The sequence below is a fragment of the Mycoplasma sp. 06067-C1-B144P-99-0482-3 genome, assembly GCF_051053925.1.
Taxonomy (GTDB): domain Bacteria; phylum Bacillota_I; class Bacilli_A; order Mycoplasmatales; family Mycoplasmataceae; genus Mycoplasma; species Mycoplasma leachii.
Window position 1 is genome coordinate 788,854 of the sequence record NZ_CP144017.1, and the last position, 25,879, is coordinate 814,732.

The following is a 25,879-nucleotide window of genomic DNA, read 5'->3' on the forward strand; positions in this document are numbered from 1 at the left end:
AGAAATAAATTTAATAATTTTCTCTTACTCTCTCCTACTTAATTTGTTGCTAAAGTCTATTAACAATCAGTAAGTTTTTTCAAAATTGAGCTCTAATTAAAACCAAGAACTTAATAAGACTTTTCGTTAGTTAATCAACTAAAAGAAATTTATAAAAGATAATTAAGAAAATCAGGACACAAACAAGAAACTAATATTAGTTTTTATTTAATTAAACTTATTTAACTTAAATAGTATTAGATTATTAGGTTGATTTGTTTATATTTGTGAAATAAAAGTAGCATTTTTAATATTTATTGATAACTATAGTGTGTGATATAGAAATATTAAATAAAAATATGCTTTTTACTTACTGAAACTATCTTATTAAACCCTAATAAACAAAAACGTGTCGAATCAAAATCTGTTATAAGACATTCAGTTAATTTTTATTCTAATTGAAACTATCTTTATAACAAATAAATTAGATGATAATGTATTAAATATTTTTTCTTTTAACACTAGTGAATTAATTCAACTACTAGGAAAAGATATTTTTGATAAGAATTTAAAGATTCTTCGTATTCTTCAAAATACATATCAAGTATTTGATTAGTTCCAACATCAACAGCCATAACACATGTTGCTATTGTGTTATTTTGAAAATAATAATGAGTACATCCATCTACTTCTATTACCTGTCCAAATTTATAATTGTTTGCTACTGCTAGTCTGTGTTTTTCTACGTTTTTAGGCACATAAAAAACTAGCTCATTGCTATACTTAATTAATTTTCCTTCTTCTTGTTGTCTTCTTATTTTTTTAACTTCTTTTTTGGTTTTACGTTTGCAATAAGGGCTTGCATAACCTTGTTGTATTAGTCTCCTATTTAAAGTTGAATAAGAAATTTTATTTTTAGTGTTAGTTGACATAAGAGTGCTGTGATAGTTTTCTAAAGTTAAATAAGAACGACTAGCATTATTTACATCTCCACTAGTTATTTTTACTTGTTTTTGGTATTTTTCACCTAAATTATGTATTATCTCATCACTATATTTTTGAGCATTTTTATTATTAGTATTTTTATGTGAAAGAATTAGCTCTGCTTCCTTGTTCTTTCATTTAATATATTCACTTTTATATTTTTTTACAGTAGAAAGTGATTTTTGAAACTGTATAGCGATTGATAACAACTTTCTGTTAGGCTCTTTTTCAAAAGTATCTATTATAAGTTTCTTTTTTTCATTAAACTTTTTATTTTCTTGGATAACAAACATTAGACCTTCTGTTCAATTATATTATCAAAGAAATTAGAGAATAATAGATCTATTCTAACAAGCCTAATTTATCTTTGAGTTCATGGGAAAACCTTGAACAATCACTTTTAACCCTCAATACGATTCCTGAGATCTCGTCAACTAACTCACTAGGTAATCCATTGGGGTATTTTTTTATGTATAAGAGTGTTTTGTCTAATCCACTATGAATTCTTCTTGTTTGGTTTATCATTGTTAGTATTTTTAAATCTTCTTTTCTACTTTCATCTAATTGTTTTCTTCTAACAAAATCAACTTCAACTCAATCAGTTGAACCAATTTCTAATGGCTTTGCAATATAGCGTTTAGTATCTGTTCTAAAGTAAAGTTGTTCATCTGAACCAATTACAAGTTGAATATTTTCTTTTTTATAAAATCTAAAACGTTTACCAAATTCATCGTATGGAGCATAAATTTTAGTTTTATACTCTGCTACACCATTTGCAAATTTTCTAGGTATAGGTAGGTCAAAGAATTTTTCAACTTCATTTTCACCTAGTTGTCTAAATGCATTATCTCTTTTTCTTTTTTTACATTTACTATTAACAAAATCTATTAATTTGTGTTTTATTTGATTTGCTTGTTCAATTGTTTTTATATCATTTTGTTTAAAGAAGAAAGGTGCATTTTTTTGGACTGTATCTCACATTCTTTCAACATGTGGTTTTGCATTAGCATTAGATGAAGAAATCACCTCTATACCCCTATTTTCAAGCTCTAAACGCGTTCTAGCGTTATTTCTTTCATCTTTTTTAAAATTAGCTCTATTATCAGTAATAATTCTTTGAGGATAGCCATAAGTTCTAAATATTGTTTCAAAAATTTTTTGATAAGAATTTAAAGATTCTTCGTATTCTTCAAAACACATATCAAGTATTTGATTAGTTCCAACATCAACAGCCATAACACATGTTGCTATTGTGTTATTTTGAAAATAATAATGAGTACATCCATCTACTTCTATTACCTGTCCAAATTTATAATTGTTTGCTACTGCTAGTCTGTGTTTTTCTACGTTTTTAGGCACATAAAAAACTAGCTCATTGCTATACTTAATTAATTTTCCTTCTTCTTGTTGTCTTCTTATTTTTTTAACTTCTTTTTTGGTTTTACGTTTGCAATAAGGGCTTGCATAACCTTGTTGTATTAGTCTCCTATTTAAAGTTGAATAAGAAATTTTATTTTTAGTGTTAGTTGACATAAGAGTGCTGTGATAGTTTTCTAAAGTTAAATAAGAACGACTAGCATTATTTACATCTCCACTAGTTATTTTTACTTGTTTTTGGTATTTTTCACCTAAATTATGTATTATCTCATCACTATATTTTTGAGCATTTTTATTATTAGTGTTTTTATGTGAAAGAATTAGCTCTGCTTCCTTGTTCTTTCATTTAATATATTCACTTTTATATTTTTTTACAGTAGAAAGTGATTTTTGAAACTGTATAGCGATTGATAACAACTTTCTGTTAGGCTCTTTTTCAAAAGTATCTATTATAAGTTTCTTTTTTTCATTAAACTTTTTATTTTCTTGGATAACAAACATTAGACCTCCTGTTCAATTATAAGACCACAGATCTGTGGTCTTATAATTGGTCTGGTACCATTTTGTTTAATAATCCAACGACTTCTTTGTCTTCTATTGTTTTTTAAAATTTTTATGATAAAATTCTTAGTGAGAGGGATAAACGAAAATAAATATGACAACTATCGGGTTAAAATACTTGATAGTTTTTTGTCGTTTATATAAAGACTAAGTATTTTACCTATTGGGTGAGAGATAAACTAACACACATAGAAAGGTAAAATATATGAAATATTTAAGGAGAATATCTTTATTTTCGGTTCTATCAACTCCTTTAGTAACAAATACACTTCTTATTAAAAATAATATTGAAAAGAATTCACTTAGAGTATTTAGACAAAAAACAACATTAACTCCTACTGCTCATGATAATTACGTTCCACCAAATTTTATAAAGTCATTAAATATAGATTTTGAGCAAAAACCTTTTATATTAGCTAGTAAACTTAATACAAAGGGATGAAATGATCTTGTCAAACTACAATTCTATGATACTGTTTTTTCATCTGATAGTGAAATAAAATTGCATAGACTAAATTTATTAAAAATTGCTGATTATGCAAAATCTTTTCAGGAATTTAAGCAAAAATATGCAAGGATAAAATTTGATTTTAGATTTTATGAAGATTTAGACTTTTTGGCCAAGATGAATATAAGGACTCACCAAACCTATACATATGAGGACAAAACTTTATATAAGACAATAAAAAATTGAAACAAACCTGAACTATTAGAAAAGATAATTAATAAATATCCAATTGTAGAAAAAGATTTAACTGCTTCAAATTTTATATTTGATTGAACAAATGAAAAAGAAATCCTAATTCCCTTTAATGATAATCAAAATTCATTCTCATTTAGGTTTAAAATGAATCTAGTAGAAAACAATGGGATGTTACAATTAGAATCAACTTTAAAAGGACAATTGGATAAGGATCTAAGCAAACCAATATTGTCTTTTGAAGAAGAAGGAGGAAATGTTATTCAAAGATCAGCAGAATTCTTTATTTATTCACTTGTTTTTATGTTACCAATTAGTTTAACTTCTGAATTTGCTGATAAAGAAGAAGTTAGAGAAATAAATAATAATTTAGAAAATTTAAAAAATTATTCAATTGATACGACTAATCAAGATACTCATACTGATATATCAAATAATATAATTAAAAATAAAAATAATAAAACTGATTCAAAATATAGAAATAAAACCAACAAAGAATACATTGAAGAAGAAGTTAGAAAAATTATTACAAAAGCTTTTACAATTAAAGAAGTTGACCTTTGAGATAAAAAATATAAACATAAAATGAAATATGACATAGAATTCCAACCCACTGCAAATAGAATAAAAATCTTTTTTAAAGATATTAATCCAGATAAAGAATCTTATGCATCTCGTTTTTATAATAATCTTTTAATTCAAATTAACTTGACATTTCATCCTGAGTTTTTTCAAAAAAATATTCAAAACAGACTTACAATAACCCCTTCTCAAATTCTAGATCCTAAGACAAATAAACTAATATTAGACCAACCAGAGGTAGAAGTAGTTCAACAAAATGGGCAAGTCGAGTCACAAATTTTTTGATACCATAATACTGTTAAAATTGAGTTCCGTGCTGTTGATGGAACAGAACAATTACTTGTAGAAAACCAACCTACTGAAGTTTACAACAATATTTATTTTAAAACTTTAGTAGATAAGCGCTTTTTAAAGACTCAAAACGAAACAATTTCAGCTGAATCAATAGATGATATTAAAAAAGGTTTAATTTGAAATGTTTCTGTTAACCAAAAAGATAAATCTAACCCAATTGATATTAAAATTGGTGTTAAAAGTATTAATCCAAATCTTTCATTCAAGTGAAAAGGTTGAAACCCAGAAAATGATCCATCAAAACCTGAACAATATCAACAATATAAGCTTATTACTCCACAAATTGATAATAAACAAAATCCAGATTTTGATAGAACCATAAACCCGAAAACTGGAACTAGAAAAGAAATTATTTGAGTAAATTCAGATATTCCAGTTAAAAACTTTTATCAAGATCCATATGATAAAAAAGATACTTTGAGTCAAACTGGTTCTTTAGCTAATTATGGTTATATTGCTGAAGCTAGTGTTGTTAATTCTGGAGCTAACTACTTATTTAATGATAATGATCCATCCGGTTTTAATGGTATTAAATCTGCTGTTTCTGATTTAAACAAATGAATTGGTAAAATAGAAATTAATAGATATAGTGACAATTTCACTCATTCTTTTAAAGAGGTTAACAACGATAGAAATGATGCTTTAGAAAAATTTTCTTTTTCAATACCTGGAATTTATCACTACAATATTCCTATAAAAGATTTTGTAAAAACTCAAAATACATTCGATCCAACTAAAATTCAAAACAAAAATATTAATCCAGAAGTTGGATCAAGTCTTCATAAGTATTTAATTATTAACAACAATAAGGATAAATATCAAAGTTTTTTAAAGATTTATGGTGATATCAACGCTAAAAAATCTACTAAAGATAACATACCAAAAATTCAAAGCTTTTGAGGATCTCCTGCAGGTCAGCATTTAAAATTCTTTTTAATTCATAATCAACTTATAAAAAGTTCATTTGATATTGAAAAGTACTCTTATGAAGAAATTGTTTCTCTATGAAACTACTATGTTTCAGTTGTAAAACAAGGTACAATTGTGTTGCCTTATGGTGTTTCAAGAACCAAATCTCTTTTTGATATACAATTTAATGCAATTAAAATTAAAGCTAATAATAAATCAGAAGCTATTAATTTAATTAAACAAGAAGCACTAAAGCAAATTCAAAGACAAACTAAAAATAACCAAATATCTTTATCTGATTTTGAAATAATTGATGTTGATTCATTAAATTGAAATAATTTTTTAGATATTAATAACACAAATCAACAAATGTCAATAAGACTTGTTGCAAATTCAACGAGTGTCTTTTTAAGTGAATCTTCATTAAATATTTTAGTTTTAAATTCAAACAACTTTGGAACTAATACTAATGATTTATTCCAAATGAATTTTAATGATTTAACATATAACTTTAGTGATTATACAAAACAACAAAACAATGAAGATGAAAAGAAACGTCAAGAAAAATTTGTAAACAATTTTATTACTAATCATATTCATAAAACAATTAGACTACACAGACAAAAAGATAATGATATAGCTATACAAAATGCTGATTATGAGATTTATATAAACAAACATAAAATAACTCAATTTAATTTTACTTTTGGCTTTTCTAAACAAGATCTAGTTGATGACATAATTAAAAAGTTCTTTGAAGCTCTTAAAACAAAAAGCTTTGCTCAATTAGAAATAGAAATTAAATCTATTGAAACAAGCTTTAAACTAAAAGGATCAAATAGTTACTTAATTACTCATAGTTCTAATGCAAATAAGGCACCTGAAGCTCCAGAACCATTTAACTGAACTGAAGAAAACAATACTTTAATAGATGATTCAAATCCAGAAAAGCAAAAATATTTTGATTTATTACTATTAAAAATTGGAGATTGAATTGGTGACTTTTCTAAATGGACTTTTGAAGAGTTTGAAAAAACAATTATTAATGACACAATAATTAAAAGACTAATAGAGCAATCTAAAAAACCTGTTGAATTAAATAAAGACTTCATAATTCGTATAAATGACAATTTATATAATAAAGAAGTTATTACAGATTTTTTTAAAACAAAAGGTAAACTAAAAATAACTATTCAGTCAATTTTGGATTTAACTAATAGAGAAAAAGTTCTAATAAATTATAGAAACATTTTCTTGCACAACACTTTAGATGGTAAAAAACCTGAAGAATTAGCTCCAAACATACCAAATAAACCAAATAATGATGACAACTCTAATTCAAACAATACTTCTAATAATTCATCAAATGAACAAAACTCACAAAAATCAAAAGCAAACAAAACAACAGTAGTAGCTTCTATTGTAGGATTTCTTGTTCTTGGAATTACAACATTTGGAATAGTTGTTAGATGAAGAACAAGAAAGCTATAACTACAAAAGATCTTTTTATAAATAAAACTAATGCTCCTGAGTAAGGAATCATTAGTTTTATTTTTTGTTTAAAGACCTCAGATTTAGAAAGCAAGCAATAAAAAAAGGAGGGTTTAAATCTCCTTGAAATTATTTAGTTTATATACTTAATAGTTTTTAGAAATTTTCAACTTAAGAATTCTTTTTCTTGAAGCATTTATTTTTTCTTAATTATTGTTTTCATTTAATTTATTTAAGTATTTTCCATAATATTTTGCATTCACTCTAGAATATCTTCTTTTTCTAACTTATTTATAAAATTATATACTATATTAAGATCATCGATTTCTTCTCAATTATGTGGATCTGAACCTATGATTTTAATATATTTTGCACTATCGAAATAATCAGGCTCTCCCTTTGTTTCAATAGCAAGATTGTATTCTTTTTCATCTATTCCATATATTTTTGCATCTCAAGATTTATCTAATATTGGTTTTAACTTAATACAATCTAAGTTTGAAAAAGTTTGATATCACTGATTGGATAAAATTTTATCTGTAATAGAACTTGCAATTTTATCAATTTCTTCACTAGCAACAGTCTTACAAATTTTATCTAAAGAAGATAGTTCTTTTCAACTTAATTGCTTTTCAATAAATAAATCTCCAACTATATTAAATAATTTGTTTTCATAATGAATACCAACGTAATTATAAAATTTATAGTCAATTCTTTGTAAGTTATATGAAATTGATATGATGATACTTATAAAATCAGATGGATTATTTATACACGAATATAAATAATGTAAATAAAATAAAAAAATTAAGGTGTTATCAGAATAATCATAAATTGAATTTAGTTCATCTAATTGATAAGTTTCTTCTTGCTTTTGAATGTATGTTCAGATTGAATCAAGTAATTTTCAAATATCTTTAAATTTTAATCCTTTTAACTCTTTAGGTATCTCAACATTAAAATCTTCTAAAATACAAGCTGTTCTTAAAAAATTTGTATTAAAATTATGATACTCTAAATAACTTTCTTGCAAATTCATACTAGAATTAGTTTCAACTTTGTAAATATTTTTATTTTTTAAAAGTCACTCTTCAAAATTACGATTTGTTTCAGAATTAACTTTTCAATTATTAATTATCAAATACTTAAGTTTCTCTTTAGTTGAGAGTGCTTTCATATTAATTCCTTTCATAATTATTGTTATGAGCATATAAGGTATATATCTTAAATAACTTTTTGATTAATTTTTTTAGCGAAAAAAAATTTAGTCATATCTCTTACATTTGATGTGTTTCAAGATGAAATATTTTGGTTAAAGCTAGTTGCTTCACAAAACATATAACTCATATCAGTTACATTTGAGGTGTTTCAGTTATCTATTGATTGGTTGAAATTATAAGCAAAAGCAAACATACCTCTCATATTAGTTACATTTGAGGTATCTCAGCTACCAATGAGTTGGTTAAAGCTAGTTGCTTCACAAAACATATAACTCATATCAGTTACATTTGAGGTGTTTCAGTTACCTATTTGCTGGTTAAAGTTTTTTGCTTGATAAAACATTCTTGACATATTTGTTACATTTGATGTGTTTCAACTACCAATGGGTTGGTTAAAACTTTCTGCTCTATCAAACATATATTCCATATCAAATACATTTTTAGTATTTCAGTTATCTATTGATTGGTTAAAGTTTTTTGCACCAAAAAACATTCCACTCATATCAAATACACTCGAAGTGTTTCAACTATCAATGGATTGATTGAAGTTTTTTGCTTCACAAAACATTCCGCACATATCAGTTACTTCAGAAGTATCTCAGTTACCTATTGGTTGATTGAAGTTTTCTGCACAATAAAACATATATTTCATATCTCTTACATTTGATGTGTTTCAGTTACCAATGGGTTGGTTGAATGATTTAGCATGTAAAAACATAGATGACATATTAGTTACTTTTGAAGTATCTCAATATTGAATTCCGTGAATAGATTCATTTTCATTATCCTTAAATGTTTTGGCTAAACTTGTAATTTCTTTTGGTAAAACACTAGGAACTTTTTTTGTAGTTGGTAAAAATTGTTCAATTTGAATTTCACCTTTTCAATTTTCAAAGTATCCGATTTCTAAGCACTCAGTTTTATCAGCGTTATAAACTGCTTGTTTAAACATATTTGTTTTTTATCCTTTCTATAGGTGTATCAAGGTGTATAATTTGATATATTTTTTAATTAATTACTCAATTAAATTTAGGTTTGTGTTTTGGTTTTCAGTTAGGGTTAGAATCAATTGCAAAAGACTTAAAATTCTGTTCTAGTATGTAAGATATATACTTTGATATTTTTTATTTATTAAGAAAATCATAATAACTATCAAAAAATTCAATTTTTCATTGTTTTTGTAGTTGCTCATAATTTTCTTTTAGATAATCTTCATATGTAAATAATTTATTTTTATGAGCAAATTGATTTAATTTTTGATTATCATTTAGATCCTTTAAAAGATTAATATATTTTGATATTGCGATTAGCTCAGATAAAATGAATTTACCTTGAGTAAATAACATTTTATCTAATAAAAGATTTTGAATTTCATCTTCAAATCTTTTTGATTCATCTAATATAAAAATAGCTAAATTAATAATTTTTGGTATATCGTCTTCATTTGTCCAAATTAGTCTATTATTTAATTTTGTTTTAATTAAATGTATAGATTCATCTGATTCATTTGGCAATACTTTTTTAATAAGCTCTAAAGTAAAATTCATAGCTTTTTACCTAATTACCTAAAGTTACTTACTCTTTCTTAATATAATAATGTATATAAGATATATACTCTTTAATTCGGATTTAATTAAAATTTTAAAAGTATTACAAATACTTTTTTATAATCATATTTATTTTTATTAGCTATAAAAATAAATGGATTATTCATAGTATTTTAATGTCTTATTTATTTGTAATATTGCTAGTTCTAATTTATCTCTAAATTTTTCTAAATCTTGTTTATTATCAATTTTATCTATATGGTTTACTATTATTTTGTATACTCTTTTAAAAGGTGAATAATAGGAAGTTTTTGTATCTTCTGTAATTTTGTTTTGATTTGTATTCATATTTTTGTTCTACTTTCTAGTTCGTTATTAATAATTCAGTAATTTTTTTCTTTTTTAAAATTCCTGATGTATTAGTTTTATTAATTTCAACAATAGTTCAGTTTTTATAAAGTTCTTTTATAAAGGGTTCATCATTATAACTAATAACTATTTTAGTTTGTGATTTTAACTCAGATAATAGATTATATAAGTCAATGTGATCTTGAATAGTAAAACTATTTTTATACATTCCTGTCTTATTAAAATAAGGTGGATCAGCATATAATTTAGTAACCTTATTTTTATTATTAATAATGTTTTCTAATAATTGTTTGTAATCAAAATGAGTAATATTAATAGTTTGTAAAATTTTGTTATACTGATTTAGCTTATCAACTCAACCATTATCAAGTCTTTTAATAAAATAATCTAATCTTGCTTTAGTATAATTTTTTAAATTACCCTCAAAGCTCAAAATATTTTTTAAAGCATAGGTTAAATTTAAAGGTAAAACATTATCATAATCATTAATAATAGTTTGACAGTTAAATAAATGTTTAGCATTAACTCCAACAATCCCACTACCACCAAATAAATCTAAAAATATATCTGATGACTTTAATTCTAGAAGATTAAATATTTTATCTAGCATCCTATATTTAGAACCATAATAACTAATAATTGGTTTTATCTTTTTCATTTATTTATAATTTATTTAAATTATGATTTAACCTAATTTTAGTTCATCAATAAATTGCTTTATAATGTGATTTTTATGTGCTTTTTGAACTTCGTCTTTACTATATGTATCAGAAAAACCATTTACATAGCCATTAACAACCACATATTCAGCAGTAGAATTTCGTCAAGGTTCAACTAGATTAATATAATAACTATCTAAACCTTTTTCCTTTAATGAAATATCAATAAGCTCTTCTAAAGAACTATCTGATATAATCTCCTCTTTTTCTAAAAACTCATCAAAATTATCTAATGAAAAGTAATTAGCAACTTCTTCAACTTCTTCATAATCCAATTTATCAAAGAACTCATTAATATCTTCTAATTTAGATAGTGAGAAAAGATTATCTGACATTAGTTTGTTATAAATTTTTTTGTTTATTTCATCATCTAAATTTGACATATTTTCAACAAGATTCAAGATTTGCTCTACTATAGCTTCTCTGTCTTCTTCATCTGAGTTTTTGATTTTTCAATTAATTACTTCATAAACTCCTTCACCAGAAACATTCTCAGCATATTGAGTTATTCATCATAAATCTTTATCTTCTATAAATTTCATATTGTTTTCTCCCTTAATATGGATTTTTACTATACTTATTGTTATAAAGTGATTACTAATTTTTCTAAAACATCTGATGATTTTTTTGTATAGTTTAATGCAAGAAATAAAAATTTAAATTTATTATTCAATTTTCAATTATTCTTGGTTCATCAATCATCATATCTTCCATCAATTAAAAAAGAATCTTCTAAATATATGTTCGATAAATTTTCTAGTGCTGTATTTACATTTTTAGAATATCTTTAATCTCATTTAAAACATTTTCATTAAAAAGTTTTGATATTAATCTTTTCTTTTTTAAAAACTACTCTTTAAATTTTTTAATTATTGACAAATGATTTTTGTTAGATTCAACACTATTAGTTTTTCATCTGAAGTTAGTTAGCCAGGATCAATTCAAAAGAAATATTGTTTTAATTCTTCTTTCTTATTATTTGTCATAAAATTATTCTTTCTATGGTCTATATATAAAGTATGAAAGTTATATAAGATGTTGATGTTATATAACTTATTCATCATTAAATAGTTCATTTTCATCTTGAAACTCACTAACCTTAAAATTAATATTTTCTTTTTCTTTTTTAGTAAGATTTAATCTGAAAGAAAATTTTTCTAATTTTGCAATTGCAAATAGATATTCAAAAGTATCAGCAGATTTTAAGAACTTTTTTTCACTATCTGTTAGTCCACCATATTCTTTAAACATTTCATCAATTGTTCCAATGTCGTTTGAATCTAATTTACCAACAAAAAGATATTGCATATTTCCTAAAATTCCTTCAGTTTTTTTTCTAACTTCAATTGTGTCTCAAAAATCTGTTGGATTTTGAGTTGAAATTAAAGTTGAAATTCTACGTTTACGACCACGTTTTATCAAATCAAAAATGAAGTCTAAAGCTACTGGATTTTTAGAATCAATAAATTTATGACCCTCATCAAATACAATAACGGTTTGTTTTTTATCTGAAAGTTCAACTATTTGTTTTTTAAGACTTTTTATTTTAGGATCTTTTTTGTTTTGCTTTTCTAAATCATCAATTTCTTTGTTTAATCTAAGTATTTGTTCTTCTAAAGTTTGTCAGTTAATATCAATGTAATTTTTAATATAACAAGTTGCTAGAATGGTTTGAGCATTAATTAGTGTTCTATCAATTATGTCATAAAGTTTATTACAATCTAATGTGATTAGATTATTTGAAAAATCAATAGTTGTATGCCCATTTCATAATGAAGCATAAGTACCATATCCAATAAACTCTTTCATAAATAATAAGATTTTTCATTTTCTTTCTTTTGTTATTTCTCTTTCAGATAACAACTCAAGTTTTTTATATAAATCATCAAAAATTGGAAAATCCTCATTTTTTCATTCTTGAATAGGTTTGTTGTAAAAATCAGATTCTAGATATAATTTAAATAGCTCATTACCGATGATTAATCTATCTTCTTTTGTTAATTCTGGATATATTATTTCAAGTCATTTTATAAAGAAACCTTTATGATTTTGTAAAATTGAGTCTTTAGTTTCAAATAATATTTCTTCTTCATCATCAACATTGATTACTTGATTTTCTTTTATACTTCTATTATTTGATTCTTCTGCTTTTTTATCTTTTTTAGTTTTAGCATTGTGTTCTGTTTCATCTTCAATAGGTTTTACTCAAGCACCAAAAGGTTGTAAAGGATTAATTCTATTAACTTTACCATTAGATAAATTTATTCATTTACCATCAAATCTTTTTGTTAAATTTTTGTATTCACTTTCAACATCAAAAATGATTAATTTTTTGTCTAAAGAAATAGAAAATAACAAAATTTTATTTAATAACGTTGACTTTCCACTACCTGTTGTTCCCAAAATTAAACCAGAAAAGGATTTACGTAATTTATCTTGAGTAAAATGTTTAAATTGGTCTAAAACTAAAGGTTGTGAATTTGAGGTTAGTCCTAAAGGTATTCCTTTTGTATCATTTAAATTAGATGAAATAAAGGGAAAAGACTGAGCAAGAGTACTACAAGGAATTTCTTGAGAAAAGTCTGCATATAACGGTCTTTCTTCGGTCAAAATTGCATTTTTATATCCTTCTTGTTGTTGGAATTCTAGTGAATTAACTTCAAAACCATTTTCTTCTGCTTTTGTTCTGCTTAATTTTAAATTTGATAATAATTCAGTCTTGCTACGACCATAACTAATAAAATTGACATCAATGCTTCTAAGTTTTTCTTCACCTAAAGCTACTTGATTAATTAATTCATTATAAATTTCTAAATTACCATCAATTTTTCTATCAGTAATAACTTTATTTTTATTTAAAACAGATTGATTAGCTATGTTTTTAAATAGAGCATGTGATATATCACTTTCTGCTCTTTTAAGATCTAAAGGAGAGACATTAATAATCATTGTGTCATTAGTTCCTATATATGGAGCTAATCAGCAATGTTGAGGAACATCTCTATATTTTGACATTACTTGAAATCCTAAATATGACTTTTCTTCACCATTTGAAACAACCACGCAATTTTGTTCAAATTTTATTTTTGGAAAAGTTAATAATAAACCTATGTTATTTTCAAATTCATCAATTTCTTCATCAGTATAATCTTCTACTTTAAAAGGATCTAAAATATTTTTAATTAAATTAACTAATTTATATCTATTTAAAAATATAGGAAATAAATCGATGCTATTAAATTTTTGTTTTATATATTCTATTGATTGCTTTAATTCTTTTGTACTTTGTGAATAAAAAGTTATATAAAACTTTTTAATTTCAGTTGACCCAAAACTAGACAATTGATTTATATAGTCATCAATTTGTTCGATTTTTAAAGTATTTGTAATTTTTAATTTTTTTCTTTTAAAATATTTAATGTTATTTTGAAAATCTAATATAGATGGCAATGAAATAATAGAGTATTTTAATTTTATTTGTCTAAGCAAATTAGATAAATTTTCAATTGTTTGATATTGTTTTTCATCTGAGAATAATTCAAAGTTAAGTCCTATTAATTCAAAACCAGTAACATATCATCCTGTTTCAGTTACTAAAAAATCATCTTCTAGTTTTTTATATAAATTAGTTGTTAAAGCCAAAGTTTTATCTAAAGGTATAACTTGTGAACTATAGTTTTCCTCTGCTTCAAGTTTTTCGTTGACAGCTATATATTCTTCATAGTATGTTTTTTTAGAAAATTTGTACGTTAAAAAATAGATTATTAGCTTTTATATTTTCTGATTCTTAACTTCAATAAATAAACTACCTATAAGTAAAATTACTACTACTGAAAAGAAAATCTTCTGAGCAATACGACTAAATAAATAATTAAATAGTAAAACAATTAAGACTGATGAAATCACTCATATAAATGCTTCAACAATTGAAAGACCTAGAAAAAGTTTAATTTTATTTGATCTAAAGCGCTTTGGAATTATATTTATATCTTTACTCATAGTTTCCTTTCTAACTGACAATTTGACCAACAATACTTATAGCAATTGAAGAAGCAAATAGGATAGCACTTATTATTAGGTATTTTTTTGTAGGTTTTTTCAAATTTTTTAGTTGATTTTTTGATTTTATTTTGTAAAAAACAAATAAAATAATTGAAATTAAGCCTGCCAAATTTGAAATAATTAGCATTATTTGTTGGGTTGATAACTGCATTTTTTTATTTTTCCTTATAAGCATTTCTTTTATCTATTTTTAGTTGTATCTTTTTCAATTTATTATTTGATTTTTTGATTGTGTTTCAGTATTTATTGCGCTTATCAATATCTTTTTTATCAATTGATTTTGCCAATTTCCCAGCAGCAACTCTTGCTTTGTGTTGTCTTTCTTGTAAAGCAATCTTTTTATTTTTATTAATAAACCCCATAGTTGTGCCAAGTTTAGAGCCTTGAAACATATTGCTCGCAGTATTTTTTGCTATAACTTTTCCAGTAGATCCAGCAAGTCCAATAAGCCCACCACCTAAAGCTGCACCCTTTGCTAAATTAAGTCCAGTTTTTGCAACTTTTCCAACTAAACCACCACTTCTTTTTGTAATAAGTGACATTGTTCCATTTTTATCTCTTTGAAATACTTGCTTTTCTTTTCCTAATAAGGTATTTTTTGCAAAACCACCAAGTGCTGAAAAACCACCTCACATTCTTTCTCTAAGCGAACCATCAAGAATTGACATTCCACCATAACTTACAATTTGTTTTGATATTCAATCAACTATTGGAGAAACTGTTTTTGCTAAGCCTATTAATACAAATGGAATAATTATTTGAATCGAAAACCCTACTAATTTATTTTGTTTTGATAGGATATTCATCATAGAACCTAATAAAAATGAAAAAAGGATTATCATAAAATTTGCAGCAAAATTCTCAATAAACTTTTGTATAACACTATTTTTTCATTCAATAACTTTTGTTGGTTTATCTAAAACCATACATAAAGCAACATAAGGTGCAATTACAAATAGAACAAATAATCAAATAATTGAGAACAAGATTATTTCAACAAGTCTAATAATTAATTTAAACGAGAAGAAAATACCTGCTCAAGCAACGATAAAATTAAAATTTATTAATGCTGAAGCTGTTATAGCAAAATTATTTGCTGAATAGTCAACAACTTCAGTAAAAGATGAACTAGGTTGAAATATACTTATGTGATAAACAATATTAGCTAAATTGAAGGTTCCTACTAAATTTGATTGTTTAATTCCTTTATTAACAGTTAGATTAAAATGTGCATAAATTCAAAACATTACAGGAACTACAAAAATTAAGGCACAAGCAAAAAATAGACTTCTTAGTGATTTCACTATCTTTTCATAAGTTGTTGCATTAGATCTTATTGTTAAAAGTACTCATTTTCCGATTAATGCAAATATTCCTATGAAACCTACTATGTATAAAACAATTTCAAAAAAAGGAGTTATATTTTTAAATGAAAAATCTCCTCCTGGAAAAATCAGTGCAATTATCATTTGTGAATTAAAAAAGTTTACAACATTAAAAGTTGAATTTAGCATCATTAATGGAAGTTGAACTGTTAATCAAAACAAAAGACTATAAATTGGTAATATTAAAAAACCCATTTTTTTATCCTATATGATTTTTAATCAAAGACCTCAACCTAATATAGAACATACAAAACCTAAAAATAATCCAATAAGTGTTTTTTTTAGAATTTCAGTAGCATCAAGATTCTTCTTTCGACTATTATACATATAAGCAAGACCACAAGCTATTAAACCTAATGCAAGAGCTGCACTTATAGCAAATATCACATATGTTCCTGCATCAGTAATTTCACCTTTGAAAAATTTGGTTACTTTTTCTAAATGGTTAGACAATGATCCAAGAATTGTTATATTTTTAAAAATATTCATTATATTCATTTATTTTCCTTTCTGCTTATTATGAGTTTTGTTGTTATAGAGAACAAGATAACCTAATGGGATGAGAGAGTAAGAAAAACAAACGTTAATATGACAACTATTTAATTTATTCTTATCCTCTATAACAACAAAACCCTTATTTCTATAGTTCTAATTTTGTTTATCAAAATCCTTTAAAAGCTCTAATAGGGCATTGTGGTATATTTTAGAACGATTAAAAGTAATACCTGTTTTAGATTCTTTGACGTTTTTAAAAAGTTTTTCTTCTAGTTCAACTGTTGATTTAGAAAGAGAAATACAAACTTTTTTAGTTTTTGTTTGTTTACTTGAATCTTGATGATATGAATATTGATTAGATAAAATATTTTTTGGCATTACAATACTTCTCTTTCTTTCAATTCATCAGTAAGTTTTAAGAATTCATCTCTAAAAGAATAAACATTAAACATTCATTTTTCATTTTTTGAAATTGATTTAGCAATATTGTCCTGAACTGGAATAATTGTTTTAAAAAGATATTTTTCTTTTTCAGTTTTTAAATATTCAAGTGCTAAAATTGACTGTTTAGAACCATTGTATTTATTAAGAATGATTCCTTTTAATACATTTGTTGGTAAATTACTTTCTTTGAATGTGTATTCTCAATCGTTAACACTTTCTACTGCAATTTCAACTGAACTTAAAGAGGTGTCAGAAACTAATATTATTGAATCAGCTAACATATATGACAAGTTTGTAGCATTAGTTGATGTTGGGTGTAAATCAAAAAATATGTAATCAAAATTATTAAAATGTTCTTTTTCAAATCTTCTAAATGAAGCTTCCATACTTGGAAAAGACAAGTATGGTTCTATTTTGGAATCACCAGGCACAATTCAAATATTTTTAAAATCGGTTTCAATTATTTTTGGTGTCTCATTTTTTACAAAAATTTTAAAAGATTCTTCTTGTGAAGTATTACTAAAATGTTTTGTTAAAGTTCTATTTCTATCAAAGTCAATTAGTAAAACTTTTTTACCTTTATCTGCTAAAAATGCAGCAAAGTTCGCTGTCAAAAGTGTTTTACCTACTCCACCTTTATTGTTATGAAATAATATTTTTTTATAATTTTTACTCATATTTCATATTTCTTTCTATTTTGCAGTTCAATCTTCAGGATTATCTTGAATAGAATTTATTAATGGATTATCTATTCAATTAGTTGGTGGGTTTTTTATAATTTCAGTAAAATATGCTACATTCTTTGAAAGTATTTCAAGTTGTTCTGGAACACCATTATTTATATATCACTCCACTAATTCTCTAAAAGATGGAGGGTTATTGACTAAAACAAATTCTGTTATGTTTTCTAATGAAACTACAGTTGTATATTTGTCCATAAAAATCTCCTTGTTTTTTTACAAAAAGTTAAGCAATTTTAGAAGATAAGATTAAAAACATAATCTAAGATAATACATATTTAGTAATCCTATCTTGCCAAGTTGCAAACATAATAATTATGGTTATATAAGGTATATACAAAGTTATTATTTTTGTCTAAACTTAGGCCTTTGTTGTTCAGATAAACTATCAGCAAAATCAGTGAAGTGAATAACCTTTTTAACATTTCATTTTGAAAGATTTTGATTAAATTTTTTGGCATTAGCAAACATATAATTCATATTAGTAACTTTTGAAGTATTCCAATGTTGAATACCTTCAATTTTTTTATTTTCATTAGATTCAAATGCATTTGATAAATTGGTTATAAAATAGGGTAAAACCCTTGGAACTTCTATTGTAGTTCTAACAAAAGGTTCGATTTGAACTTCTCCATTATCATTTGTAAAATAACCAATTTCTAGACATTCTGTTTCATCATCGTTATAGATTGCTTTAAATTCATAAATTTTATTTTTTTGATAGTTTATATTATTAATTAATTTCATAATTGCTAGTAACAAAAAAAATAAGGGAATAACTATTATTATTAAAAAATTACATAGTCTATCAATTGTTAAAATGTTTGATAAATTAAATTCTTTGATAAAATTAAGATCAAAATTAATTTTTTGAGTCTTAAAAACTAGTATTAGCTTAATAAATAGTAATAATATTAAACAAAATGAGAATAATTTAATAACTATTTTTGTTACAGTTTGTGTAATAGTTTTTTTATAGTTGTTTTTTTTAATGTACATTTCTACCCCTTTCTTTCCTTAATAACTTTGAAATGCATCATATTATTAAAAAGTTATATATCTTATATAGGGTATGTAATTTATATAAGGTATATACTTTTCTAATAGTTAAGCAAGGTATGAATATAACCACTGTTCATTAGTTTTTAGAATAAAAAAAGACTAATGTGATTATTAGTCTTTGTGTGGGGTATAAAGTTTTCTCATTTTTTGGTGGCGGTCTTAAACGATAAACAATTAAGCAAGACTAATTCTTATAATTTAACTCAAGAACAAATTCTAGATAATTTAAATAATAGAAAAAGAGAAATAAAACTGAAAAATTACAACTGAAAATGAGACAGTTCAAAAAAGAAAATAGTGTTATTTTTAAAATAGGACAAAATATTTGGACAAATAATTATGTTTGTTCAAATATTTTTTTATGTAGAAGGGTTATTTTATTATGGCTAGACAACTAACAGTTAATGAATGAATAGAATTAATAAATTTATATGATACTTTTCTAAATGGTTTAATTTCAAAAAGTACTTTTATTTGAAAAATGAAGAAGTTAAAAAATATTGATTATATTTCCTGTCATATGATCAGACTACTCAGAAAAAAGCACAGACTATATAATTTAGGTATTAAATTAGAAGAATCAAAAACAGGTACAGACCTAAAAAAGGTAAGGGTTCAGGTAGACCTAAAAAGAGCCAAGATATATATGAAGAAAGCTCAAATGACACTTTAAAACATTTTAAAAAAGAAGTTTTAGAGATATTTTAGAGATAATTATTTCTTATCTATTTAATGAAAAATTGTTCAAACAAAATAAGCAAAATTATTGGATCTAATTGTAGATAAAGTCCAATATAATTCATCTAAGAAATTGTCTTTAAAGGAATTATTAAAAATTCTACAAATTCCTAAATCTACTTTTTATTATCAATTTAAAAAACATAATTAAAAAGGTGTAGAAAAACAACATAAATATGAAGAAATAATTAAGAAAGCATTTGAGCAAACAAAAGGCAGATATGGAAGAGAAAGACTATCCTTTTACATCTCAAAAAACGAGCAAATCACGATAAATCCTAGAACTTTAGGCAGAATTATGAATAAATTAGGGTTATTTTGTCATGTCCGAATTAAGAGCAAAAGAGTACAAGAGTACAAGAATACAAAAGCAAAATATAATAACATTGCTATCAGAGACTATAACGGAATTAATAATGATATTTATGCAACAGATATAACATATATTCCAGCCCTAATTGATGTGCCTGATAACCATATTTTTATGTCAGCTATTATTCATCATAAAACCAAGAAAATTGTAAGTTACAATATTTCAAAATATAATGATACTAATCTTGTAATGACACATCTAAAGAAAACAGAGTTTTCAAATAATTTCATTATTCACTCAGATCATGGAATTTTATACTCATTAAAAGAATACACACAGTTCATTCAATCAAAAAATGGAACTATATCAATGTCAAGAATTGATGATTCTTTAGATAATAGAGAAATTGAATACTTCTTTTCTATATTAAAGTCAGAAATGTTTCCTAACTTTGAGAAAATGGTTAGAAAGTTAACATTTGAACAATTAAAAAATGAGATCTCAAAATTAATAAAGAAAGATTTTTAAAAGAATTTAAATGAAAAACACCTCAGCAATTGTGAGGTGCTTATATAGAAAACAAACTTGAATATCGAGTCCAATAATTTTGTCCAAGTTTAAATAAAAATTTTTAATATTAAATTTAAAGCCCCCATTTATACTAGCTAAACTAGGACAAAATATTCAAACAAACACAATTTTTTTCTAAATATTTTGTTCTAGTTTAAATTCTATAAAACAACACTTTTATGTTTTTCAATCTTTAAAAGTAAAAAGTTAGAAAATATCTTATTTTTTAAAAAAAGAATTATTCTTTATTCATAATACTTATATTCATTTGTTTTCTTGAAATTTTCCAATTTTTCTTTTCTTTTTTCTCGTAATTCTTTATTTTTCTTTTCTTCTTTTATTAAATTATCTCTAATTTCTTCTTGAGTTAAATTATAAGATTTAGTCTTGCTTAATTGTTTATCGTTTTGTTCTCCATTTGAACCACCAGCTTCACCTTTTTGAGCTCGATCAGCTTGTTCACCTGAGTTAGGTGCTTTTCCATCTTTTTGAGCTTGATCAGCTTGTTCACCTGAGTTAGGTGCTTTTCCATCTTTTTGAGCTTGATCAGCTTGTTCACCTTTTGCTCTATCTATTTTATCATTAGTTGGCGCGTTACCACATGCAACCGCAACAACTCCCCCACTAGCAACTACTGATATTGAACCTAGTAATGTTAATAATTTTTTCATATAATGTCCTTTACAATTGGTTGTTTATCTTTTGATAAGACAGATTATATATATATATATATATATATAATGTCAAGTGTATTCTAGTTGAGGCCTGCTTAAAGCATTTTTATTCATACATATCAATAACTAGAAAGTTACTAAATTTAAGTATAAAGAATTCTATATATATTAAAAAAAATCCCAATTTTGGACACTATATAATTTTAATAATTTACTAAAAAATTCTTATTTTCGTCCATTAAATACATTAAAACATCTAAATAATTAAATTTTCTTAAATTTAGAGCTAAAAAAGCTCTATTTTTTGTTCCAATTTCATTTAAAAAAAGTTTAAAAAATTAAAAAAAAGGTGGTAAAATAAATATATGTATAGTGTTTAACATATAAAAAAGGAGATATAAAAATGGCCATTCCTAAAGACATATTAAAAATTCCAAGACCATCTAGTACTAGAGTAAAAACAACATCAAAAGAAGGTATTTATAATGTTATACAAAGAACATCAATAAGAAAAAATGGAAAAATTATTCCTGTTGAAAAAGGAGTAATTGGAAAGATTATTAATGGTGTTTTTCAAAGCATAGAAAAGCAAACATATGAAGTAGATATTAAATCATATGGTCTATTTGCACTAAATGAAAAATTAAACAATCATATCTTTAGAGAACTTTTAAATTTTTATGATTTTGAAGATGCTAGAAAATTATATGTTATAGCTTCTTTAAGAACTATGTTTTCAGATATTAAAAACGAACATTTAAAACATGAATATGATACAAATTTTATTTCTGAAATATACCCAAAATGTGCTTTATCTTCAAACACTATCTCAAGTTTTTTAGAGAAAATAGGTAAATCTAGTTCGAAGATGGAAGACTTTATGAATAAAAGATTAGAAGAGTTTTCAAACCACTCAATAGTTATTGATGGTATGTTGAAAAACAATACATCAGAAACTAACATTTTCTCTGAAATGTCTAGAAAGTCTAGAACTAAAGATTCTCAAAACTTAAACCTTATTTATGCTTATGATATTAATGCACAAGAACCTGTTGCTAGTTCTGTTAACCCAGGAAATATGCTAGATTACACTGCTTTTAGAGACTTTTTAAGAACTTATGAGATTAAAAATGGATTTTTAATTCTTGATAAAGGATTTGATGATAAAGAATGTAAAAACTTGATGAGAGAAAAAAATATTAAATATTTAATCCCTATAAAAATAAATCATACTTTTAAAAAGTTTAATTTAAAATCTGGATTTAATTTCACTTTTACTTATGATGAAGACACAATAAGAGCAAAGAAAATTATCATCAGCAACAAATATTATTTTTGTTATAAATCAACCCTAACTGAAATGGTAGAAAAGAAAAATTTCATAAGTCGTGCACATAAAAAAGGTGTGTATGATGAAATTAAATTACTAGAAAGAGAAAATCTTTTTGGATTAATAATTTTTGAGTGTAATTATGATTTGAACTTAAAAGATATTTATGTCGCATATAAAAAGAGATGAGAAATTGAATTGCTTTTTAAACAATTTAAAAATGTGCTTGAACAAAACGAAGCAAATGTTCAAGGAAACTATAGATTATTAGCAACTGAATTTATTAACTTTTTATCTTCAATTATGCTTTGCAGAATAAAAAACCACCTCTTAAATAGTGGCGTTCTTGACAATAGAACAATTAATGAAACTTTTAGATATTTATCGAAAATAATCAAGAAGAGAAAGTCTAGAAAAAGAGAAGAATGAGATGATGTTGAAACATTAAAATATATTAAAGAAATGAAGTCTATTTTAAAAATATAGTGTCCAAAATTGGGAATTTTTTAATAAATATATCAATCAAACACTTAAAGGTTTTAATGCAATTGAGTTAGACGAAAATAAAGCAAGAGAAATGATGTTAAATAATGATGTTGCTGTAAATTTCTATTCTCACCCTAGATTTGAACTTAATAAGGACATAATTGTATTAGATAAGTTCAGAAATAATGAAGTAAAATTAGAGCTTATTGATAAAAGTACTTCAAAACCAATTTCAAGAAATGAAATTAAATGATATCAAAGAACTTCTTATCCAAAGGATGAAATTATAACTTCAAATGATGATCAAAAAGATGCAACTTTTACATTAACAAGTTATGGAACTTTAAAATGAAAAGATACTAAAGATACATATGGTAATTACCCAGATAAAAAATCAGCTAGAATTTGAGCAAGTTATAAAGGTTATTTATTTTCAGCTATTGTTAGAGTATTTTCAGAGTACACAAGTGAATTAGCAAATAATGAAGAGTTAGCTAAAAAAGCAGCTAAAGATTTGGTTGTTGAAAAGAAATGAAATGAACTACCACCTTTAGAAAGACTTATAAAAGCTTATGAGTGAATCACTAAAGAAGTTAAATATGATTATAATTTAACAGATGAGCCAATGTTAAAAAATCAAAATGCTCATTCAGCTTTGGTTAAAAAATATACAGTATGTACTGTTTATGCTAAAGGATTAAAATTAATATTAGATGAACTTGATATTCCATGTAGATTTATGGAAGGTGAAAGTAGTAGAGAAACTAGAAGTACTAAACACGCTTGAAACTTAGTTCAATTAGATAATCAATGATATCATGTTGATGCTACTTCAGATAGAATAGATACTTACACTAGTTTTAATTTCTTTTTAAATATAAATGACGATTTTACAACTTCTGATAAATTTAATAAAGAATTTGATAATCAAGGTAAGCGTTATAGAAACTTAAAATTTAAAAACTTTGTAACTACAGAAGATGATGTTTTAGCTTTAATTGATAATAATTGACATACAAATACTCAACAAATAAGTAACTTAGATTTAATAACTAATTCAAAAAACTTTAAAGTTGTTAATAGTGCATTTAATAAAAGAGGATTAGATGTTAAAGAAAAAGGATTTAAGGTTACTTCAATAATTGGACCTAATAAAGCTGTTAGTTATAATTTTGAAAAACAAAACAATACAAAATTAACCAATGTAAATGTTACAAGTATTCAACAATATAAAAATAAATATGCAATTAAAGTTGAATTAGTTCAAAAAGTTGATGATTTAAAAGCAGGAAACTTTAATATTAAAAATGCTCTTATAAAAGATGTTAAACAAGAAAATAATTCTTATATTCTAACTTTAGATCATTTTAATTCCTATGGTGATGTTAATATTCAATTAAAATCAATTAAGAAAAAAGATTATAAATTTAATTTAAATAATAATACTTCAGTTAAACTTAAGATTCAAAGACAAAATAAACCTAATGCTGAAATTTTAATATTAGATAATGATTCTATTAAAATTACTAATAATTTAAACAATTTAGAATATAACTTTAATAACACTAGTTGAAAAGATGTTCCAACTGACTTTATAATACCTAGTGCTACTATTGGAAGTCTTTATTTAAGATATAAAGGATCAGATAACAACTAAGACAACTAAGTTCAGATAATCAAAAAATTGATTTAATTAGATCAGAAATACCAACTAATAACAACATTAAATCAATTAATAAAACACTAACTGGTGTAAATGATAAAATGCAGTATAAATTAAAAAACAATGGTAGTTGAACTGATATAACTAAAAACAAAGCGTCGACAGACTTAGCTTCTGGAACTTATCAAATTAGAATTAAACCATTAAAAAATGCTTTAGCTTCAGAAATTATAGAAGTTAATATAGATTAATAAAAATTATGTCAATTATTTATGATTATGAGTTTGTCTTTAAAAATAATAATAATAATGATAAGCAAAATATAGTTTTTTGTCACGGATTTAATTCTAAACTAACTAGTTTAAATGGATTTAGTAATTATTGAACAAAATCAAATTATTATGCCTTACAATTTCCAGGTTCAAATATAATAAAACCAATTAAAAATCATCAAATTAGTGTTGAACAATTTTCAGACTTGTTAATTGAATTTGTTAAACAAAATAATTTAAAAAATGTAATTCTAATTGGTAAATCACTAGGAGCTGGTGTTATTAGTTTAGCTTATTTAAAACAACCTTTATTGTTTAAAAAACTAATTTTAATTACTCCAATTAATCAAACTCAATTAAGTTTAGAATTTTGAAAAAAAGACTATGTATTTATTAATTCATTTAACGATTATTTAACTAAATTTGTTCCATATATTTACTATAATTATGATCATTTATTAAATAATTCAAATTGAGTTAATAATGCTAAGTCAAAGTTTAACTTAAACTATTATACTAATAAATATATACTTCAATTAGCAAAAGGTTTAACTGATATAAACTTACATAATAAAATCACAAAAGCATATCAATCTATTAATATTCCAACTTTAGTAGTTTTAGCAAAAAATGATAGAATTATTGATTGTGATGATTCATTAAATTTTTTTAATAAAACTATTAAAAATGTCAAAACAGTAGTTATTAACAATGCTTCTCATATGGTTTATAAAGATCAATCTGAAAAACTAAATCAAATAATTGATGATTTTATAACTAATAATTAGAATAAATAACAAAAACTTAAATATTGTAATTCAAGTTTTTTATTTTTTATTAGAAATTAAAAAAA

General features: G+C 24.2%; 23 protein-coding genes and 2 pseudogenes. 7 read left to right on the forward strand and 18 right to left on the reverse strand.

Going from position 1 to position 25,879, the window contains the following annotated elements; genetic code table 4:
* Window positions 1–500: 500 nt before the first annotated feature.
* Window positions 501–1,256: a hypothetical protein gene (locus V2P32_RS03480; protein WP_434343333.1), complete on the reverse strand. Its 756-nt coding sequence runs from the start codon at window positions 1,254–1,256 to the stop codon at window positions 501–503.
* A gap of 49 nt (window positions 1,257–1,305) precedes the next feature.
* Window positions 1,306–2,841: a hypothetical protein gene (locus tag V2P32_RS03485; protein ID WP_434343334.1), complete on the reverse strand. Its 1,536-nt coding sequence runs from the start codon at window positions 2,839–2,841 to the stop codon at window positions 1,306–1,308.
* 265 nt (window positions 2,842–3,106) lie between these two features.
* Between V2P32_RS03485 and V2P32_RS03490 the strand changes: the two genes are divergently transcribed.
* Window positions 3,107–6,937 (forward strand): hypothetical protein, encoded by a 3,831-nt coding sequence (locus tag V2P32_RS03490; protein ID WP_434343335.1) that lies wholly within the window; start codon window positions 3,107–3,109, stop codon window positions 6,935–6,937.
* 232 nt (window positions 6,938–7,169) lie between these two features.
* On the opposite strand, the gene V2P32_RS03495 is transcribed toward V2P32_RS03490, so the two are convergent.
* From V2P32_RS03495 to V2P32_RS03565, 15 genes are all read right to left on the reverse strand, one after another.
* Window positions 7,170–8,114, reverse strand: a complete 945-nt coding sequence (locus V2P32_RS03495; protein ID WP_434343336.1) for a hypothetical protein — start codon at window positions 8,112–8,114, stop codon at window positions 7,170–7,172.
* Between the two features lie 47 nt (window positions 8,115–8,161).
* Window positions 8,162–9,109: a BspA family leucine-rich repeat surface protein gene (locus tag V2P32_RS03500; protein ID WP_434343337.1), complete on the reverse strand. Its 948-nt coding sequence runs from the start codon at window positions 9,107–9,109 to the stop codon at window positions 8,162–8,164.
* A gap of 172 nt (window positions 9,110–9,281) precedes the next feature.
* A complete protein-coding gene (locus tag V2P32_RS03505; protein WP_041159683.1) occupies window positions 9,282–9,704 on the reverse strand; it encodes a hypothetical protein in 423 nt (140 codons plus the stop codon).
* Between the two features lie 159 nt (window positions 9,705–9,863).
* A complete protein-coding gene (locus tag V2P32_RS03510) occupies window positions 9,864–10,052 on the reverse strand; it encodes a hypothetical protein (RefSeq protein WP_434323907.1) in 189 nt (62 codons plus the stop codon).
* Window positions 10,053–10,068: 16 nt separating this feature from the next.
* Window positions 10,069–10,731, reverse strand: coding sequence for a DNA adenine methylase (locus V2P32_RS03515; RefSeq protein ID WP_041159685.1), 663 nt, complete (start codon window positions 10,729–10,731; stop codon window positions 10,069–10,071).
* Window positions 10,732–10,758: 27 nt separating this feature from the next.
* Window positions 10,759–11,334: an Mbov_0392 family ICE element protein gene (locus V2P32_RS03520; RefSeq protein ID WP_434343338.1), complete on the reverse strand. Its 576-nt coding sequence runs from the start codon at window positions 11,332–11,334 to the stop codon at window positions 10,759–10,761.
* Between the two features lie 511 nt (window positions 11,335–11,845).
* Window positions 11,846–14,434 (reverse strand): VirB4 family type IV secretion system protein, encoded by a 2,589-nt coding sequence (locus V2P32_RS03525; protein ID WP_434343339.1) that lies wholly within the window; start codon window positions 14,432–14,434, stop codon window positions 11,846–11,848.
* A gap of 129 nt (window positions 14,435–14,563) precedes the next feature.
* A complete protein-coding gene (locus V2P32_RS03530) occupies window positions 14,564–14,791 on the reverse strand; it encodes a hypothetical protein (RefSeq protein WP_434343341.1) in 228 nt (75 codons plus the stop codon).
* A gap of 10 nt (window positions 14,792–14,801) precedes the next feature.
* Window positions 14,802–15,005, reverse strand: coding sequence for a hypothetical protein (locus tag V2P32_RS03535; RefSeq protein WP_434343343.1), 204 nt, complete (start codon window positions 15,003–15,005; stop codon window positions 14,802–14,804).
* A 4-nt stretch (window positions 15,006–15,009) separates the two neighbouring features.
* Window positions 15,010–16,434: a hypothetical protein gene (locus V2P32_RS03540; protein WP_434343344.1), complete on the reverse strand. Its 1,425-nt coding sequence runs from the start codon at window positions 16,432–16,434 to the stop codon at window positions 15,010–15,012.
* Window positions 16,435–16,443: 9 nt separating this feature from the next.
* Window positions 16,444–16,737 carry a hypothetical protein gene (locus tag V2P32_RS03545; RefSeq protein WP_434343345.1) on the reverse strand — a complete coding sequence of 98 codons (294 nt, stop codon included), beginning with the start codon at window positions 16,735–16,737 and terminating at the stop codon, window positions 16,444–16,446.
* 150 nt (window positions 16,738–16,887) lie between these two features.
* The gene (locus V2P32_RS03550; protein WP_434323913.1) at window positions 16,888–17,112 is read right to left on the reverse strand and encodes a hypothetical protein; all 225 of its coding nucleotides are present in this window, start codon (window positions 17,110–17,112) and stop codon (window positions 16,888–16,890) included.
* Window positions 17,112–17,855, reverse strand: coding sequence for a ParA family protein (locus V2P32_RS03555; protein WP_271237005.1), 744 nt, complete (start codon window positions 17,853–17,855; stop codon window positions 17,112–17,114). Before V2P32_RS03555 ends, V2P32_RS03550 begins: the two co-directional genes overlap by 1 nt.
* A 15-nt stretch (window positions 17,856–17,870) precedes the next feature.
* On the reverse strand, window positions 17,871–18,116 hold the full coding sequence (locus V2P32_RS03560; RefSeq protein ID WP_434325905.1) for a hypothetical protein: 246 nt from the start codon (window positions 18,114–18,116) through the stop codon (window positions 17,871–17,873).
* A 147-nt stretch (window positions 18,117–18,263) separates the two neighbouring features.
* A complete protein-coding gene (locus tag V2P32_RS03565; RefSeq protein ID WP_434343347.1) occupies window positions 18,264–18,917 on the reverse strand; it encodes a BspA family leucine-rich repeat surface protein in 654 nt (217 codons plus the stop codon).
* Window positions 18,918–19,362: 445 nt separating this feature from the next.
* On the opposite strand from V2P32_RS03565, the gene V2P32_RS03570 reads away from it, so the two are divergent.
* From V2P32_RS03570 to V2P32_RS03580, 3 genes and pseudogenes are all read left to right on the forward strand, one after another.
* Window positions 19,363–19,653: a hypothetical protein gene (locus V2P32_RS03570; RefSeq protein WP_434343348.1), complete on the forward strand. Its 291-nt coding sequence runs from the start codon at window positions 19,363–19,365 to the stop codon at window positions 19,651–19,653.
* A gap of 252 nt (window positions 19,654–19,905) precedes the next feature.
* Window positions 19,906–19,989: pseudogene (locus tag V2P32_RS03575) on the forward strand (hypothetical protein); the annotation flags it as partial.
* A 27-nt stretch (window positions 19,990–20,016) separates the two neighbouring features.
* A complete protein-coding gene (locus V2P32_RS03580; RefSeq protein WP_434343349.1) occupies window positions 20,017–20,559 on the forward strand; it encodes a hypothetical protein in 543 nt (180 codons plus the stop codon).
* Between the two features lie 287 nt (window positions 20,560–20,846).
* On the opposite strand, the gene V2P32_RS03585 is transcribed toward V2P32_RS03580, so the two are convergent.
* Window positions 20,847–21,272 carry a lipoprotein gene (locus tag V2P32_RS03585; protein WP_434343350.1) on the reverse strand — a complete coding sequence of 142 codons (426 nt, stop codon included), beginning with the start codon at window positions 21,270–21,272 and terminating at the stop codon, window positions 20,847–20,849.
* A gap of 406 nt (window positions 21,273–21,678) precedes the next feature.
* Between V2P32_RS03585 and V2P32_RS03590 the strand changes: the two genes are divergently transcribed.
* The 3 genes and pseudogenes from V2P32_RS03590 to V2P32_RS03600 all read left to right on the forward strand — a co-directional run bounded on the left by V2P32_RS03590 (window position 21,679) and on the right by V2P32_RS03600 (window position 25,814).
* Window positions 21,679–23,091 carry an IS1634-like element ISMmy1 family transposase gene (locus tag V2P32_RS03590; protein WP_434343351.1) on the forward strand — a complete coding sequence of 471 codons (1,413 nt, stop codon included), beginning with the start codon at window positions 21,679–21,681 and terminating at the stop codon, window positions 23,089–23,091.
* Between the two features lie 25 nt (window positions 23,092–23,116).
* A pseudogene (locus V2P32_RS03595) lies at window positions 23,117–25,005 on the forward strand (MAG6410 family transglutaminase-related lipoprotein); the annotation flags it as partial.
* Between the two features lie 8 nt (window positions 25,006–25,013).
* A complete protein-coding gene (locus tag V2P32_RS03600) occupies window positions 25,014–25,814 on the forward strand; it encodes an alpha/beta fold hydrolase (protein WP_434343352.1) in 801 nt (266 codons plus the stop codon).
* The last annotated feature ends 65 nt before the right edge of the window (window positions 25,815–25,879 follow it).